The sequence below is a fragment of the Kitasatospora sp. NBC_00039 genome (genome assembly GCF_045160625.1).
Taxonomy (GTDB): domain Bacteria; phylum Actinomycetota; class Actinomycetes; order Streptomycetales; family Streptomycetaceae; genus Kitasatospora.
Map to the genome: position 1 here is coordinate 7,901,265 of NZ_CP108289.1, position 16,113 is coordinate 7,917,377.

The 16,113-nt window shown below is 72.4% G+C and carries 12 protein-coding genes; 8 read left to right on the plus strand and 4 right to left on the minus strand.

The window, feature by feature from the left end; translation table 11 throughout:
• The first annotated feature begins 97 nt into the window (after positions 1 to 97).
• From OG286_RS35005 to OG286_RS35020, 4 genes are all read left to right on the plus strand, one after another.
• Positions 98 to 922 (plus strand): SDR family oxidoreductase, encoded by an 825-nt coding sequence (locus OG286_RS35005; RefSeq protein ID WP_396323719.1) that lies wholly within the window; start codon positions 98 to 100, stop codon positions 920 to 922.
• A gap of 184 nt (positions 923 to 1,106) precedes the next feature.
• The gene (locus OG286_RS35010) at positions 1,107 to 2,570 is read left to right on the plus strand and encodes a cytochrome ubiquinol oxidase subunit I (RefSeq protein ID WP_405358787.1); all 1,464 of its coding nucleotides are present in this window, start codon (positions 1,107 to 1,109) and stop codon (positions 2,568 to 2,570) included.
• A complete protein-coding gene (locus tag OG286_RS35015; protein WP_396323678.1) occupies positions 2,567 to 3,586 on the plus strand; it encodes a cytochrome d ubiquinol oxidase subunit II in 1,020 nt (339 codons plus the stop codon). The genes OG286_RS35010 and OG286_RS35015 overlap by 4 nt, the downstream gene beginning before the upstream one ends.
• 86 nt (positions 3,587 to 3,672) lie before the next feature.
• Complete coding sequence (locus tag OG286_RS35020; protein ID WP_396323677.1) at positions 3,673 to 5,439, plus strand: cation:proton antiporter; 1,767 nt, start codon at positions 3,673 to 3,675, stop codon at positions 5,437 to 5,439.
• A gap of 102 nt (positions 5,440 to 5,541) precedes the next feature.
• Here OG286_RS35020 and OG286_RS35025 read toward each other — a convergent pair whose 3' ends face one another.
• Positions 5,542 to 7,362 carry a glycoside hydrolase family 15 protein gene (locus OG286_RS35025; RefSeq protein WP_396323676.1) on the minus strand — a complete coding sequence of 607 codons (1,821 nt, stop codon included), beginning with the start codon at positions 7,360 to 7,362 and terminating at the stop codon, positions 5,542 to 5,544.
• A gap of 212 nt (positions 7,363 to 7,574) precedes the next feature.
• On the opposite strand from OG286_RS35025, the gene OG286_RS35030 reads away from it, so the two are divergent.
• From OG286_RS35030 to OG286_RS35040, 3 genes are all read left to right on the plus strand, one after another.
• A complete protein-coding gene (locus OG286_RS35030) occupies positions 7,575 to 8,546 on the plus strand; it encodes a DUF389 domain-containing protein (RefSeq protein WP_396323675.1) in 972 nt (323 codons plus the stop codon).
• Between the two features lie 148 nt (positions 8,547 to 8,694).
• Positions 8,695 to 10,044 (plus strand): chloride channel protein, encoded by a 1,350-nt coding sequence (locus OG286_RS35035; RefSeq protein ID WP_396323674.1) that lies wholly within the window; start codon positions 8,695 to 8,697, stop codon positions 10,042 to 10,044.
• Between the two features lie 47 nt (positions 10,045 to 10,091).
• A complete protein-coding gene (locus OG286_RS35040; RefSeq protein WP_396323673.1) occupies positions 10,092 to 11,018 on the plus strand; it encodes an aldose 1-epimerase family protein in 927 nt (308 codons plus the stop codon).
• A 97-nt stretch (positions 11,019 to 11,115) separates the two neighbouring features.
• Here the strand turns inward: OG286_RS35040 and OG286_RS35045 are convergent, their stop codons facing one another.
• Both OG286_RS35045 and OG286_RS35050 read right to left on the minus strand, forming a co-directional pair.
• On the minus strand, positions 11,116 to 11,445 hold the full coding sequence (locus OG286_RS35045) for a hypothetical protein (protein ID WP_396323672.1): 330 nt from the start codon (positions 11,443 to 11,445) through the stop codon (positions 11,116 to 11,118).
• Positions 11,397 to 13,781, minus strand: a complete 2,385-nt coding sequence (locus OG286_RS35050; RefSeq protein ID WP_405358785.1) for a DUF2254 family protein — start codon at positions 13,779 to 13,781, stop codon at positions 11,397 to 11,399. Before OG286_RS35050 ends, OG286_RS35045 begins: the two co-directional genes overlap by 49 nt.
• A 150-nt stretch (positions 13,782 to 13,931) precedes the next feature.
• Here OG286_RS35050 and OG286_RS35055 point away from each other — a divergent pair, with 150 nt between their 5' ends.
• The gene (locus OG286_RS35055; protein WP_396323718.1) at positions 13,932 to 14,831 is read left to right on the plus strand and encodes a Gfo/Idh/MocA family protein; all 900 of its coding nucleotides are present in this window, start codon (positions 13,932 to 13,934) and stop codon (positions 14,829 to 14,831) included.
• Positions 14,832 to 14,945: 114 nt separating this feature from the next.
• Here the strand turns inward: OG286_RS35055 and OG286_RS35060 are convergent, their stop codons facing one another.
• Positions 14,946 to 15,698: a DUF3152 domain-containing protein gene (locus OG286_RS35060; protein ID WP_396323670.1), complete on the minus strand. Its 753-nt coding sequence runs from the start codon at positions 15,696 to 15,698 to the stop codon at positions 14,946 to 14,948.
• Between the last annotated feature and the right edge of the window lie 415 nt (positions 15,699 to 16,113).

Here is a 16,113-nt window from a genome sequence, read left to right on the forward strand (position 1 = left end):
CGGGCGAGCCGTTCCCCGTGCCGCGGGCCGGGCCGACCAGTGTGGTCACCCGGTGCCGGCTCGCGGCCAAGGACGGGAGAGATCAGTGACGTCAGCTGTGGACAAGGGGCGGCGGCCGGTTCCGCCTGTTCTCCGGGGGCAGAAGGCCCTGGTGACCGGTGCGAACTCCGGTATCGGCAAGGCGACCGCGATCGGTCTCGGCCGCGCCGGCGCCGATGTGGTCGTGAACTACGTCTTCGGCCCGGAGGCGGCCGAGGAGGTGGTCGAGGAGATCAAGTCCTACGGCGTGCGGGCCTACGCCCACGAGGCGGACGTCTCCCAGGAGGACCAGGTCGTCGCGATGGTCGACCGGATGGTCGGGGAGTTCGGCACGATCGACATCATGGTGGCCAACGCCGGACTGCAGCGGGACGCCGCCCTCACCGAGATGACCGTCGCCCAGTGGCAGAAGGTGCTGGACGTCAACCTCACCGGCCAGTTCCTGTGCGCCCGGGAGGCCGCCAAGGAGTTCGTCCGCCGGGGCGTCGTGCCGGAGGTCTCCCGTTCGGCCGGGAAGATCGTCTGCATGAGCTCGGTGCACCAGATCATCCCGTGGGCGGGCCACGTGAACTACGCCGCGTCCAAGGGCGGTGTCCTGATGCTGATGCAGACCCTGGCGCAGGAACTCGCCCCGCAGGGGATCCGGGTGAACGCCGTCGCGCCCGGCGCGATCCGCACCCCCATCAACAAGTCCGCCTGGGACACCCCCGAGGCCGAGGCCGACCTCATGCGGCTGATCCCCTACCACCGGGTCGGCGACCCGGAGGACATCGCCAACGCGGTGACCGTCCTGGCCTCCGACCTGATGGACTACGTCGTCGGTGCCACGCTCTACGTCGACGGCGGGATGACCCTCTTCCCCGGCTTCGCCACCGGAGGCTGACCGCACGGTGGAAGGCCGCCGGGCCCACCACCGTGCGACGCCCGCGGACCGCCGGCCGGCTGATCCGGCCGGCCGTCCCCAGCGTGGTCCGAGGCCTGCCTCCCGCCGCCGGTCCGCACGCCTTCTCCCCGTCCGGTCCACCGGGTGACCCAGCGGTCACCCGGCACGAGCCACCGAGGCCCGCATGAACACCGCAGCACACCTCCTGGCTGACACCCCCGCACAGCTGCTCCCCGCCCGGGAGTTGATGGCGTTCACCCTCGCCTCCCACATCCTGCTGGTGCCGCTGGGCGTGGCGCTGCCGTTCGTCACTCTGGTGATGCACCACCGGGGGCTGCGGAAGGCCGACCCGACCGCCCTGCTGCTGGCGCGGCGGTGGTCCGCCGTGATGGCCGTCCAGTTCGCCGTCGGCATCGTCACCGGCACCGTGCTCTCGTTCGAGTTCGGACTGCTGTGGCCGGGCATGATGGGCCGCTGGGGGGACGTCTTCGGCCTCGGCTTCGGCGTGGAGGCGTGGGCGTTCTTCCTGGAGGCGATCCTGATCGCGATCTACCTCTACGGCTGGCGTAGGCTGAAGCCGTGGACGCACTTCTGGCTCGGCGTGCCACTGCCGCTGACGGCGCTGCTGGGCGCGTTCGGCATCATCGCCGCCAACTCGTGGATGAACACCCCGCAGGGCTTCACCCTCGACGCGAGCGGCAATCCCGTGGACGTCAGCGTCCAACAGGCGCTCTTCACCCCCATGTTCGGCCCGCAGTACTGGCACTTCGTCGTCGCGATGTTCCTCACCGCCGGCTACGTGGTGGCGGGCGTCTACGCGGTCGGCTGGCTGCGCGGCCGCCGGGACCGCTACCACCGCCTCGGCTTCACCGTGCCGTTCACGGTCGCGGCGATCCTCACCCCCGTCCAGTTCGTGCTGGGCGACAACATCGCGCGGCAGATCTTCCACAAGCAGCCGGTCAAGTTCGCCGCCGCCGAACTCGTCTGGGACACCGACACCCATGTGCCCGAGTACCTCTTCGGCCGCCTGCAGGAGGACGGTACCGTCAAGGGCGGCCTCAAGATCCCCCAACTCGACTCCATCCTCGCCGGGTTCAGCCCCGACACCGAGGTCACCGGGCTCAGCTCGGTGGCCGCCGACGACCGCCCCACCGCCCTCCAGGCCACCATCGTCCACTGGGCGTTCGACATCATGGCGACCATCGGCAGCGTCCTCATCCTGCTCGCCCTCTGGTACGGCTGGTGCTGGCTGCGCCGCCGCGACCTGCCCCGCTCCCGATGGTTCTTCCGGTGCGCCGCGGTGGCGGGTGTGGCCAGCCTGCTGACGGTGGAGTGCGGCTGGATCACCACCGAGGTGGGCCGCCAGCCCTGGATCGTCTACCAGAACATGCGGGTCTCCGAGGCCGTGACCCCCACCGCCGCAGCCTCGCTGTGGACCATGTTCGGGATCGTCGTCACGGTCTACGTCCTCGTCTTCGGCGCCTTTCTCACCGTCGTCCTGAAGATGCGCAGTCGTTGGCGGCTTGCCGACTCCGGATCCGCCCCGGCGCTCGGCGAGGGCCCCGAGACGGACACCCCCTACGGTCCGCGTCCGGAGGCGGCCGCGGGCGCCCCGGGCAACCGCCGGTCCCCCGGGGGTGAGCTGTGACAGCGAACGTCGTCGCCTGGATCCTGCTGCTCGCGATCGCCGCCTATGCCGGCGGCGGCGGCGTCGACTACGGCGCGGGGTTCTGGGACCTCCTGGCCGGCGGCGCCGAGCGCGGCAAACGCCCCCGCTGGCTGATCGACCACGCCATGGCACCGGTCTGGGAGGTCAACAACGTCTGGCTGATCTTCGTGCTCATCGTGATGTGGACCGGGTTCCCGGTGTTCTTCCAGACGGTGTTCACCGCACTCTGGCTCCCGCTGGCACTGGCCGCCGTCGGCCTGGTCCTGCGCGGCGCCGGGTTCGCGCTGCGCAAGCCCACCCGGCGACTGGCCGAACGCCGGGTCTACGGCGCCGTGTTCGCCGTCTCCTCCCTGCTCACCCCGTTCTTCCTGGGCGCCGCCATCGGCGCCGTGGCCTCCGGGCGGGTCGCCCCCGGCACCGTCGCGTCGGCCGACGCCTGGGCCAGCACCACCTCGATCATGGGCGGCCTGATCGCCGTGGCGGCCACCGCCTTCCTCGGCGCGGTGTTCCTCACGGTGGACGCCCGGCGCTTCGAGGCGCACGACCTGGTCGGCTACTTCCGGCTGCGCGCCTGGATCGCCGCCGCCGGCCTGCTGATCCTCGGCGTGATCGGCCTGACCGTGACCGACCCGCACGCCTCGTACGTCCACCACGGGCTCACCCACGGGATCGGGCTGCTGCTCCTCCTGCTCGCCACGGCGGCGCTGGCGGTCACGGCCTGGCTGGTCGCCGGCTCTGCCGCCGGGTGGGCGCGCTACACGTCGGTGGCGGTCGTGGCCCTGCTGGTCGCCGCCTGGGGCTTCGCCCAGAAGCCCTACCTGGTGCCCACCTCGCTGACCGTCCAGCAGGGGGCGGGGGCGAGCGCCCCGCTCCAGTGGATGCTCATCGTCGTGGCCGTCGCCCTGGTCTTCATCGGCCCGGCCCTCGTCGTCCTCTACCGCCTCGACACCCACGGCGTGCTGGAACCGCTGGCCGACGAGGACGTCGCGCGGTGACGGCCACGGCGGGGCTCTCCCGCCTGGCCGGCCGGAGCATCTCGCAGCCCGTCGGGTAGGAGCGGCGCGTCCAAGGAGGAGATGTCGTGACATCCAGTCAGATCCTGATCGGCATCGCACTGATCTTCGCCCTTGCCGTCGGCTCCCAGCTGCTGGCGAGCCTGCTGCGGGTGCCGGCGATCCTCCTGCTGCTGCCCGCCGGATTCGTCGCGGGCGCGCTGACCGACGACGTCAATCCCGAGAAGCTGCTGGGCGCCGCCTTCTCACCGCTGGTGTCGCTCGCCGTGGCGGTGATCCTCTACGACGCCGGACTCGGGCTGGACCTGCGCCGGCTCAAGGGGCACACCCGCCGGGTCGTGGTCAGGCTGATCTGGCTCGGTGGCCTGGTCACCTGGATGTCGGCGGCACCGCTCGCCGTCCCGATCATCAGCATGTCGCTGGGCTCCGCCGTGATGCTGGGCGCGATCCTCGTGGTCAGCGGACCCACCGTGGTCGGGCCCCTGCTGGGCTTCGTCCGCCCGACCGAACGGCTGCAACGCATCCTCGTCTGGGAGGGCTCCCTGATCGACCCGGTGGGCGGCATCCTCGGGGCGTTCGTCTTCCACGGCGTCCTGGCCGCCGAACAGTACGGTCTCGGCAGCCAGGTGGGCATGTTCAGCGGCAGTGCCGCGGTCGGTCTGGCCGGCGGCGCCGTGGGAGCCGCCGTGCTCTGGCTGCTGCTGCACCACCTGCCCCTCGGCGAGGTGCTCGGCACGACGGTGCAGCTCGCCGCGGTTGTCTCGGTGGCGGGGCTCTGCGACGCCTTCCGGGACGACACCGGCCTCATCGCGGCCGTGGTGATGGGGATGGCGCTGGCCAACCTGCCGGGGCTGGACATCCCGGCCCGCCGGGTCTTCTTCGAGACGCTGGTCTCGCTGACCATCGGCCTGCTGTTCATCTCGATCTCGGCCACCGTCACCCCGCAGTCGCTGCGCCACGTGGTTCTGCCCGCCCTCGGCCTCGTCGCGGCCCTCGTCCTGGTGGTCAGGCCGATGGTGGCGCTGCTCTCCACCGCCCGCACCGACGTCCCCTACCGGGAGCGGTGGTTCATCGGATGGATGGCGCCGCGCGGCATCGTCGCGGCGGCCACCGCGTCCACCTTCTCCGCCGCCCTGGTGCAGGCCGGTGTCGGCGGGGCCCAGAAGATCCTTCCGGCCACCTTCGTCGTGATCGTCGCCACCGTCATGGTCTACGGCCTGACGGCGCTCCCGGTGGCGCGGCGGCTCGTCGTCCGCCGGTCGGCACGGTCGCGGCCGCTGCTGGTCGGGGGCGATCCCTGGGTGGTGGAGCTGGGTGGCGCCCTGCGGTCGGCGGGCCTGGACGTGCTCATGTGGGCAGGACTCGACCAGCAGCGCCGGACCATCAAGGACGCGGGCCTCGAACTGGCCCCCGGCGAACTGCTCGCCGCCGCCACCGGAGCCCGTGCCGAGCTGGAGGGCATCACCGAGGTGCTCCTGCTCACCGACGAGGACGACTTCAACGCCCTCGCGTTCATGACGCTGAAGGAGACGGTGGAGGGGCCCGTCCACCGCCTGGCGCCGGCCACCCCCAGCCACGGCGTCGTCGCCCCCTACATCGAGAGCGAGGCGCTGTTCGCTCCCGCCCTCAACCGGCCCGAACTGGCCCGCCGGTATGAGGGGGGAGCACGGATCGTCGCCTTCCGGGTCGACGGAGGCGTCCCGGCCGGACACGACGTGCTGTTCCTGGTGAACGCGGACGGCCGGCTCGTCGCCGCGACGGAGACCACCGTGCCGACGCCGACCGGCGGCGACATCGCCGTCCTCCTCACCCCGGCCGCCGGGTCCGCGCCGTAGGCCGGCCCGCGCAGCCCGTCGTGGGAGTGGAGGGCCTTGGACCACTCCGGCTCCGGCGGCACGGTCGGTCGCACGGCGCCGTGCACGCCGCTGCCTGCCCTGTCAGGGGCGCTGGCGGTCGAGGGCCTGGTCCAGCGTGCAGGCGGCGGTGATGAGCGACAGGTGGGTGAACGCCTGTGGGAAGTTGCCGAGTTGCTCGCCGCTGGGCCCGACTTCCTCGGCGAAGAGGCCGACGTGGTTGGCGTAGGTGTGCATCTTCTCGAAGGTGTAACGGGCGGGCCGCAGACGCCCGGCCCGGGCCAGTGCATCGACGTAGAGGAAGGTGCAGAGGCTGAACGTGCCCTCCGAGCCGCGCAGGCCGTCGGGGGAGGCGGCCGGATCGTAGCGGTAGACGAGGCTGTCGGACACCAGGGTGCGGTCCATCGCGTCCAGGGTGGACAACCAGGTCGGGTCCCGGGGGGCGACGAACCCGACCCGGGGCATCAGCAGCAGCGAGGCGTCCAGGACGTCGTCCCCGCCGTAGTGCTGGACGTACGCCTGCTGCTCCTCGCTCCAGCCGCGCTCCATGACCTGCAGCAGGATGGTGTCGCGGGCCTTCTTCCAGCGCTCGGTGTCCGCCGGCCGGCGGAATTCCTCGGCCAGCCGCAGGCCGCGGTCGAAGGCCGCCCAGCACATCACCCGGCTGTAGGTGAAGTCCTTCCGCCCGCCGCGGGTCTCCCAGATGCCCTCGTCGGGGCGGTCCCAGGAGTCGGCCAGCCAGTCCAGGCTCTGGGAGAGGACCTTCCAGCCGCGGTAGCCGGCCTGGGCGGCGATCTCCCGGCCCTCGGAGAGCGCGTAGAGCGCCTCACCGTAGATGTCCAGTTGCAACTGGTCGGCAGCCGCGTTGCCGAGCCGCACCGGCGCGGAGCCGCGGTACCCCTCCAGATGGCCGAGGACCTCCTCGGTCAGCAGCGGTTCGCCGTCGACCCGGTACATGATCTGGAGCGGTTCGCCGCCCTTCCCGGACGTCTCGTGCAGGCGGTCGCCCAGCCAGTGCGTGAAGTCCGTCGCCTCCTCGACGAAGCCGAGGTCGAGCAGGGCGCGGACGGAGAGCGAGCCGTCGCGGACCCAGGTGTAGCGGTAGTCCCAGTTGCGCTCGCCGCCGACCTGTTCGGGCAGGCCCATGGTGGCCGCGGCCACCGGTGCGCCGCTGGGGGCGTAGGTGAGCAGCTTGAGGGTGATCGCGGAGCGGTTCACCATGTCCGGCCAGCGGCCGCGGTAGTTGGATCCGTGCACCCACTTCTGCCAGAAGTCGGCTGCGTCCCAGAGCTGTTCGGTGATCCCGTCGACGGTGGCCGTCGGTGGCGCCTGGCCGTCGGCGTCGCAGACGGTCAGGACGACTGCTGCCCCTTCGCCGACGTTCAGCGTGACGGAGCCCCGTAGGTCGTCGCCGTCCCGTTCCACCGGGAAGGTGCTCTGGAGGAACGCGCAGACGCCCGGCGCCCGGAAGACGGCTGCCTCGGGCCGCAGGTCCAGTTCGTGGGTGGCGCGGCCGTAGTCGAACCGCGGGCGGCACTCCATCTCGAAGCGCACGGTGCCGCGGACGCTGCGCACCGTCCGGATCAGGGTGTGCCGGTCGGTCGGGGTGCGGCTGGTGTTCGGCGGCATCCAGTCGATCACTTCGCCCACCCCGTCGGGTGACATGAAGCGAGTGACCAGGACGGCGGTGTCCGGGTAGTACAGCTGTTTGCAGGTGGCCTGCGGATTCACGTCCGCGAGCCGGAGGTAGCCGCCGCGGTCGTGGTCGAGCAGGGCGGCGAAGACGCTGGGGGAGTCGAAGCGCGGTGCGGCGAACCAGTCGACGACGCCGCGCGAGGTCACCAGCGCGGCGGTCTGCAGGTCGCCTATGAGGCCGTGCTCGGCTATGGGCGGGTAGCGGTCCATGAGCTTCCCAAGGTCAGAGTGATCCTTTGATTTCACTATCGGCCAGGACGGGCGGACGCGCCCGTTGCGGTGGCCGGCGCCCTCCGTCGAGGGGCCGCGGCGGGAATCCTCGGGCGCCCGCGCGCGGCGATGCCGCGGCGGGCGGGGCCGGGTGGGGGATTCTGCAGGGGCCGGCACCCGGCCGGGAAGCCGAAGCCTGTGGAGGTTCGGGGTTGGACATGATCCATGTCCGTGCGGTGAGCCCGCCGGACCTCACCGACCGGGTCGTCGGTTGCCTCGCGGGCTCCCCCTCGGTCCTCAACCTGATCGTGCAGTCCGGTGCGGCGCGCAACCCGGACGGTGACGCCATCGCCTGCGACGTGCTGACCGGCGCGGCGAACGACGTCCTGCGTGCCCTGCGCGCGCTGGACCTGGACAGCCGGGGCTCGATCGTCATCGAGCCCGTGGACGTGGCGTTCGTCGGCGGGGCTGCGGAGGCCGGCACCCGAAAGCTCGGGGCACTCACCCACGCGCCGGTCTGGGACGAGGTCGAGGCTCGGATCCGGGCCGAGGGGACGTACGCGCCGAGTTTCTACCTCTACCTGGTCGTCGCCGGCCTCATCGGCGCGGTCGGGATCGTCACCAACTCGCAGATCCTGATCGTCGCAGCCATGGTCGTCGGCCCCGAGTACGGGGCCATCGTCAGCATCGCGCTGGGCATCGACCGCCGTGACGGCCGGCGGGTCCGCCAGGGGCTGCGGGCGCTGCTGCTGGGCTTCGTCCTGGCCGTCGTCGTCACCTTCCTGTTCAGCCTCGTGATCCGCGGGTTCGGTTTCGAATCGAAGGCGTTCAGCCTGGGCCTGCGGCCGGTCTCCCAGCTGATCGACACCCCCAACTTCTTCTCGTTCGCGGTGGCGGGGCTGGCCGGCGTCGTCGGCATCGTCTCGCTCAGCGAGGCGAGGACCAGCGCGCTGCTGGGCGTCTTCATCTCGGTCACGACCATCCCGGCGGCGGCGGACATCGCGGTGTCCGTCGCATTTTCCAGCTGGAGCGAGGCCGGGGGCTCGCTCGTTCAACTGCTGGTCAACATCGTCGTGTTGATCGTGGTGGGCACCTGGACGCTGCGCGGGCAGCGCGGGATCTGGCGCCGGGTCGCCGTCCGGCGCGCACGCGCCGCCCGGCCGCAGGGGCATCCCCGGGCGTGAACTGAGCCGTCCGGATGACGTTCGGGGAATCGCCGGGCGGTCACGGACCGGGAAGTGCCGAGCGTGCCCCCGAGCCGTGGTAGGACGGCTCCTGGGCCTGTCGACCGACGCGATAGAGCTGCCGTCCGGTGCCGAGGAGACGATGAGCATGCCGACCACAGCCGTCGGACCGCCCGCCGCCCCGCCACCGGACCCCCTCGTACTGATCCGGAGCCGCAAGTACGCGGTGCTGCTGGTGATGACCGCGGTTCTCGGCGTCCCGATCTCCGCGATGGCGTTCGGATTCCTCGCGCTCGTGTCCGAACTGCAGTCGCTGACCTACAGCGATCTCCCCGAAGCGCTGGGCTTCGACGGAACGCCTTCGTGGTGGCCGATCCCGCTGCTCGCCCTGGCCGGACTGCTGGTGGCGCTCGCCATCAGCCGCCTGCCGGGGGAGGGCGGGCACAAGCCGGCCGAGGGGCTGGTCGCCAAGGGATCGCCGACGGCGGCGGAACTGCCCGGTATCGCGCTCGCGGCGGTGGCGTCGCTCGGGGCGGGCGTGGTGCTCGGTCCCGAGGCTCCGCTCATCGCGCTCGGCGGGGGCCTGGCGGTGTTCGCCGTCCGGGCGGTCAAACGGGACGTCCAGCCCAGTTCGGCCGCGGTGCTGGGGGCCGCGGGGAGTTTCGCGGCCGTCAGCACACTGCTCGGATCGCCGCTGCTCGGTGCATTCCTGCTGATGGAGGCGGCCGGCCTCGGCGGCGCCATGATGGGTGTCGTTCTGGTGCCGGGCCTCCTCGCGGCCGGCGTCGGCGCACTGATCTTCACCGGCCTCGGCTCCTGGACCGGTCTGGGCACCTACTCGTTGGCCCTTTCGCAGGTGCCGCAGGCCCACCGCCCCGACCTCGCCGGGTTCGGCTGGGCACTCGTGATCGGGGTGGCCTCGGCCGTCCTCGGGGCGGGGATCCACCGTTCGGGCCTGTTCCTTCAAGGCCGGGTCGACCGGAGGCGGGTGGTGCTCACCACCGTGGCCGGCGCGCTCGTGGGAGTCCTCGCGCTGGTGTACGCCGAGTGGACGGGCAGGCCGGCTTCGGACGTCCTGTACTCGGGGCAGAGCGCGCTCGGGCCGCTGCTGGCCGGTCAAGCCGGGTACACGGCGGGGACCCTGGTCGTCCTGGTGGTCTGCAAGGCGCTCGCCTACAGCCTGTCGCTCAGTGGGTTCCGCGGCGGCCCGGTCTTTCCGTCGATGTTCGTGGGAGCGGCGGGCGGGCTCGCCCTCGCGCACCTCCCCGGACTGGACACGACATCCGGGTTCGCGATGGGCGTCGGGGCGCTGTGCGTGGCGATGCTGAAACTGCCGATGACCGCGGTGCTGCTGGCCACCCTGCTCCTCGGATCGGAAGGCCTCACCGTCATGCCGCTGGTGATCGTCGCGGTCGTGGTCTCCTACGTCCTCACGTTCAAGCTCGCTCCCGCCCCTGCGCCGGCCCCCGCGCCGCCGCCGGCCGCGGTGTCCCCCTGAATCGTGGTCCGCAATCCGCCCGCTCCACCCCGACCTGGAGGCCGGCCATGTCCCACAGCCCGACCGGGCGGCAGTTCCTCCTGCGCAGCGGCGAGCACAGCGCGATCGTGGTGGAGCTCGGCGCGGCCCTGGGCCGCTACACGGTGGCCGGGCGCACCGTCCTGGACGGCTTCGCCGCCGACGAGCGGATCACCGGCGGCCGCGGACAGCTCCTGGTGCCCTGGCCGAACCGCATCGGCGGCGGACGGTACCGATGGAACGGCGAGGACCTGCAGCTCCCGTTGACCGAGCCGGAGGCGGGCAACGCCATTCACGGGCTGCTGCGCTGGGCCTCGTGGCAGCCACTGGAACAGGCCGACGACCGCGTCCTGCTCGAGGCCACCGTCTTTCCGCAGCCCGGCTATCCGTTCCACCTCGGCGTCCGCGCGGAGTACGTGCTCGGGGCCCGAGGGCTGGCGGTCACCGTGACCGCGCGCAATCTGGGGGCGGTGGCCGCGCCCTACGGAGTGGGCCAGCACCCCTATCTGACGGTGGGTACGGACCTGGTGGACGATGCGCTGCTGACCCTCCCGGCCCGGGCATGGCTTCCGTCCGCCGATCCGGGCACTCCCGCTGCGGCCCGGCCCGTGGCGGGCACGCCGTTGGACTTCCGCACGCCGCGCACCATCGGCCCGCAGCGGCTGGACACCCCGTTCACCGAACTGGAACGGGGCTCCTCCGGTCGGGCCGTGGTGCGGCTCGCGCATCCCTCCGGCTCGCACGGCTGTGATCTGTGGCTGGGCGAAGGGGCCGACTTCCTCCAGGTGTACACCGGCGCCACGCTCTCCGAGGCGGCCCGGCGCCGGGGCCTCGCGGTAGAGCCGATGTCCTGCCCACCGGACGCGTTCCGTGGCCGGGCCGATCTGGTGGAGCTCGGCGCCGGCGACCTGCACACGTTCCGCTGGGGCCTGACCGCCTGGGACGGAACGGCCTGACGGGCGCCCCGGCCGGCCCCGGTCGGCCGGGGCGCCGGTACCGTCCACGCCCGCGGTGCGCGGTGGGTCCTGCAGGGCAGTGCGGGGGAAGCGCCGCTCAGGCGTACCAGGAAACCTCCGTCAGCCGCGCCCTGCGCGGTATCTCCCTCTCCGGCATAGGGAGCCGGGTGCCGTCCTCGATCAGGACGCTGGTCGGCTCTCCCCGGACCGGGCCGGGCAGTGTCACCCGGGCCTCGATGTGGCGTGGCGGGTCGGTCGGCAGGGTCGTGGCCAGCGACCGCACCTCGGAGTGGTGGCCGTGGATGCGCACCGCCGCAACCTCCTTGCCGTCCACCAGGAGCGCGAGTTCCCGGGGTCCGCCCAGGTGCACGTCGACGGTCACGGAGTAGCCGGCGTGTTCACGGTGGAAGTGGTAGTAGCGGCCCATGACCGCCTCCGATCGCGGCGGAATTCCTGCGTCCATCGTGACACCGGCGTGCCGCCGCCGCGAGATCCGGAGGCTGTCGCTACCGGCGAGGACCGGCCGGTGGGAGCCGCGGGGGCCGGCGGGATCGGCGGGCCCGGCCGGGCCGGAGGCGTCCCTATCGGCCGGGCCCGCCGGGTGCCGGGGTGTCGGGCGGTGCGCCCCCGGGGTGCCGTCCTCCGCCGATGCCCTGGGGGTCGGGGGTCCGGGCGTCGGCCCGGCGGGGCCCTTCGCCGAACGCCTGGTCGACCGCGAGGTCGAGAAGGGAGAGTTCGAGGCGGAGGGCGGGCCGGCACTCCTGCGGCAGTGCCGCGAGGAGGCCTTCGAGGAGGGCCCTGAGCCGTCGGCACACCCGGACGGAGGTCGCGCCGTAGTCGCGGATCTCGGTGACGGCGAGTTCCAGGTAGTCCTCCCACGGCCGGCCGGCCGGGCAGGACGAGGCGCGGCCGGCCGTGGTCGTCGGCGAGCACGTAGCTGCTGCGGAGCCCGACGCGGCCGACGGCGTAGAGGAACATCTCGATGTGGTTCAGCACCTGGACGGCGGTGGTGGGGTCGTTGACGGCGGGGGAGAGGGCCCGGATGGCGATGTCGACCAGGATGCGCAGGGCGAACGCCGGGTCCTGCTCGACGGTCCGCTCGGCGCCGAGGGCGAGCAGGCCGGTCACCCGGTGGGGATCCGGCGCGGGTGCGCCGCCGTGGATCTCGACCACGGTGGCGCCGGGCGGTACGAAGTCGCCGACGGAGGCGGCCAGGACGAGGACGCAGTCGTGCCGGGCGGCGAGCGCGACCAGGCCGGGCGCGTTGATCGCCTGGATGACGCCGCCGCGTTCCGACCGGATGCGGCCGGCCGGGGAGCCCGGCCGCGGCGCCGGGTCGCGCGCGGTGGAGCTCCGGATGCCCGCCGCGGCGCGGTCGAGGACTCGCTCGCCCAGGCGTCCCACGATGTCGGCGATGGCCACGGGGCGCAGGTTGTGCGTGAAGCGGTTGAGGTAGATCAGCAGGAGGAGGAGGCTGGCCGAGACGGCGATGCCGGCGAGGGTCACGCCGAGGTTGGGTACGGAGTCGGTCTCGATGCTCCGCAGCAGGGTGTAGGCGAACGCGAAGGTGCCGGTGAAGGTGGCCAGGACGGCCTTCTGCAGCCGGTCGCGGTACCAGAGCCGCATGTAGCGGGGGGAGAGTGTGCCGGTGGCCTGCTGGATGACGAGGACGCCGATGGTGACGACGAACCCGAGCAGCGCGATCATCGAGCCGACCACGGAGCTGAGGACACTGCTCGCGGTCGACGCGGAGTAGTCCCAGGTCTTCGGCAGCCAGGACGCCCCGTCCACGGCGGTCGCCGCCTCGGCCAGGGCGACGCCGAGGACGAGCCCGGCCAGCGGGACGATCCACAGGCTGGCCTTGGCGTACTGCCGCAGCCGGAATCGGGCGGCCCAGGACATCATGCGGGGCCCAGCAGGACGGCGGTCTCGTCCGGCCGCGGCGTGATCGCCTGGGCCTCGGTGACCGGGGCGAGGAGGCCGTCGGTGCTGATGACGAAGAGGAGGTCGTGGTCCGGGGGGACGGGCAGGGGATCCCGGCTGCAGGTGGAAGCGGGCGCCCTGCTCGTAGCGGGCCGCCAGGCGGTGCCGGACGAGGGCGTGGCCGAAGAGGATGTCGCCCCCGGTGTAGGGGGCGACCACGCCGTGGCTGTCCCGCGGCGGGCCCACGCGGTAGACGGGGCCTTCGACGTTGTCCTTGACGACGACGGAGGCGAGCGCGTTGAAGTCGTCGTCGTCGGTGAGCAGGAACACCGCGGTGACGCCCTCCAGCCGGGCCCGGGGGTTGGTCGCGGTCGCCAACATCTCCCCGTGTGCGAGTTCGATGCCGGCCATGGTGATCCGGTCGCGTTCCTCGTCGAGCCCCGCCCACATCAGCACGTCGAGACCGGCCGACTGCAGGGCCTTCCCCAGGCCGATCACCCAGGGTTCGCCGCCGACGAGGAGCGGGCGGGTCCGGCTCGGCCGGACGACCTTGAGCCGTCGCGCCACGGGGGCGGCGGTCAGCGCGTACAGGACGACCGTCCCCACGGTCACGAGGAAGGTGATCGGGAGGATCTTCGCGGCGCCGGGCAGCCCCTTCTCCACCAGGGTGGCGGCGAAGGCGGACGCGGTCGAGGCGGCGACGATGCCGCGGGGCGCCATCCAGCCGATGAAGCCCCACTCGCCCGTGGTCAGGTCGGAGCCCCGGGCGGCGGCGAAGGCGATGAGCGGCCGGACGACCAGGACGAGGATCGCGATCAGGATCAGGGAGGGGACGAGCACGGGCGGGCCGGGGAGGCGTGCGCGGCCGCGCAGGCGGTGTCGTGCCGCGTGCGGCGCGTGGCGAATAGGGTGGGGGCCGTCGATGATCACCCGTCCCCCCCCGTCCCCACAGGAGAGCCGATGAGTCCGATCCCCGTCCTCGATGCCCCGTTGCCGGTCGGGGTGATCGGTCTCGGCGACATCGCCCAGAAGGCGTATCTGCCGGTGCTGGCGGCGCTGCCGGGTCTCGACCTGCGTCTGATGACCCGGGACCGGGCCAAGCTCGACCGGATCGGCGACGCCCACCGCATCGATCCCGGCAAGCGGTTCACCGACCTCGGCGAGCTGATCGCGGGCGGAATCCGGGCCGCGTTCGTCCACGCGGCTACGGACCAGCACGTCCCGATCGTGGAGCAGCTGCTCACCGCCGGCGTCGACGTCTACGTGGACAAGCCGCTCGACTACACGCTGGACGGTTCCCGCCGGCTGGTCGACCTCGCGGACCGCGCGGGCCGCTCGCTGATGGTGGGCTTCAACCGCCGTCATGCGCCCGGTTACGTCCAGGCGCTGGAGCGGCCGCGCGACCTGATCGTGCTGCAGAAGAACCGGGAGGGCCTGCCGGAGGCGGCGAGGCCGATGGTTTTCGACGACTTCATCCATGTCGTGGATGTCCTGCGATTCCTGGTGCCCGGTGAGGTGGAGCACGTGGACGTCCGCTCCCGGGTGCGTGACGGCCTGGTGGAGCACCTCGTCCTCACCCTCGCCGGTGAGGGGTTCACGGCACTGGGCATCATGAACCGGGTGAGCGGCTCCACCGAGGAGATCCTCCAGGTCTCGGGCGGGGACTCCAAGCGCGAGGTCCACAATCTGGCCGAGGTGATCGATCACCGGGGCCAGCCGACGATCCGCCGCCGCGGTGACTGGGTGCCGGTGGCCCGCCAGCGCGGCATCGAGCAGGTCGTGCTCACGTTCCTGGACGCCGTCCGCACCGGAAAGACCCTCGACGCCCGTGACGCGCTGCGCACCCACGAACTGTGCGAACTGATCGTGGAGCGCATCGAGGCGGCCTGAGGCACGGGCCTGCCGGGTGCCCCGTGCCTCGCGTGCGCGGGACCCCGGCGCAGGGAGGTGCGACGGGCCCGGCGGCCGTGCTGCTGCGGTTGAGGTGCTTCGGCTGAGGTGTCTCTAGGGGGCGGGGGTGGGGGCCTGGACGGGGGGACCGGTGAGGAGGGTGCCGGTCTCGGAGTAGGGCCAGCCGTTCGGCACGCAGTCGTGCAGTCCCTTGATCTGCTGCATCATCACCGGTGCCGGCTGGCCCGGACCGGGGCAGTCGACGTGGCCGAGACCGAGTACGTGGCCGACCTCGTGGTTGACGGCGAGTGCGTGGTAGAGGTCGGGTCGGCCGGTGTAGTACTCGGTCAGCTCGGTCCAGCGCTTGAGGTTGATGACCACCTGGTGGCCCACGCCGCAGTTCACCCAGCCGCCGGTGTCCAGCCCGTACTGGCCGCAGATCCGGTCGGTGGTCTCCGGGGTGGCCAGGTAGACGGTGAAGTCCACCGGGTCGGCGGGCATGCGCTGGAAGGACCGGGTGCCGTCCGCGGCCCAGCCGCGCTGGACGTTGCCGAGGACGGTGTCGACCTCGGCGGCGAACTGTTCGGGGCTCTCCTTGATTCCGTTCTCGGCACGCACCTTGTAGCGGAGGAGCTGTTCGCCGGTGCCGAAGCGGGGGGAGCCACCGGTGGCCGTTGTGAACTCCATCGGCTTCTGCCGGCGGGCGGGGGCCGGGCTCCACGGTTGCCACCACAGCAGGCCGGCGGTCACGGCGGCGACCACCACGATGGCGAGCGCGCCTTTCCAGGCTCTCCGCCGGCCGGTCCGGTCGCCCGCGGGATCCTGCGGGGAGGCTTCGTCGCGCCGGGATCCGGCGAAGACCCTCATTGGTTGGTCCCCGTGGCGGGGCGGCCGTACGACCGGTGAGCGGGCTTCCGGTGGGCGGGCTGGGGCACGTGGGGCCTCGGGGGGACGGTGGCGGCCGCGCGGGGGCGGGCTGGGGCCTGGATGGACATGGTGGTGCGATAACTCCTGTACGAGGATCGTACTGGTGCACGATTATGTAGGTAATCGGTTATGTAGGTAATAACGGGTCGAGGTGGACCACCGGTTCAGGCGACCGCGGGACCGGGTGGCACCGGGCTCCGGGGAGCTGCGTCCGCGGGCGGCGTCGCGGGATCGCTTCCGGAGCGGCCGCGCGATCGCTTCCGGAACCGGCCGTGGTGCGCGGTACCGTGGACGTTCACGGTTGCCGGATGCGAAACGGACGGGCGATGCGCGCAGGCCAACGGCAGGACGAGCG

Excerpts from the sequence above, each read along its gene's own strand:
- OG286_RS35010 (WP_405358787.1), top strand. The coding sequence starts at position 1,107 with ATGAACACCGCAGCACACCTCCTGGCTGACACCCCCGCACAGCTGCTC.
- OG286_RS35025 (WP_396323676.1), bottom strand. The coding sequence starts at position 7,362 with ATGGACCGCTACCCGCCCATAGCCGAGCACGGCCTCATAGGCGACCTG.
- OG286_RS35035 (WP_396323674.1), top strand. The coding sequence starts at position 8,695 with ATGCCGACCACAGCCGTCGGACCGCCCGCCGCCCCGCCACCGGACCCC.
- OG286_RS35040 (WP_396323673.1), top strand. The coding sequence starts at position 10,092 with ATGTCCCACAGCCCGACCGGGCGGCAGTTCCTCCTGCGCAGCGGCGAG.
- OG286_RS35045 (WP_396323672.1), bottom strand. The coding sequence starts at position 11,445 with ATGGGCCGCTACTACCACTTCCACCGTGAACACGCCGGCTACTCCGTG.
- OG286_RS35060 (WP_396323670.1), bottom strand. The coding sequence starts at position 15,698 with ATGAGGGTCTTCGCCGGATCCCGGCGCGACGAAGCCTCCCCGCAGGAT.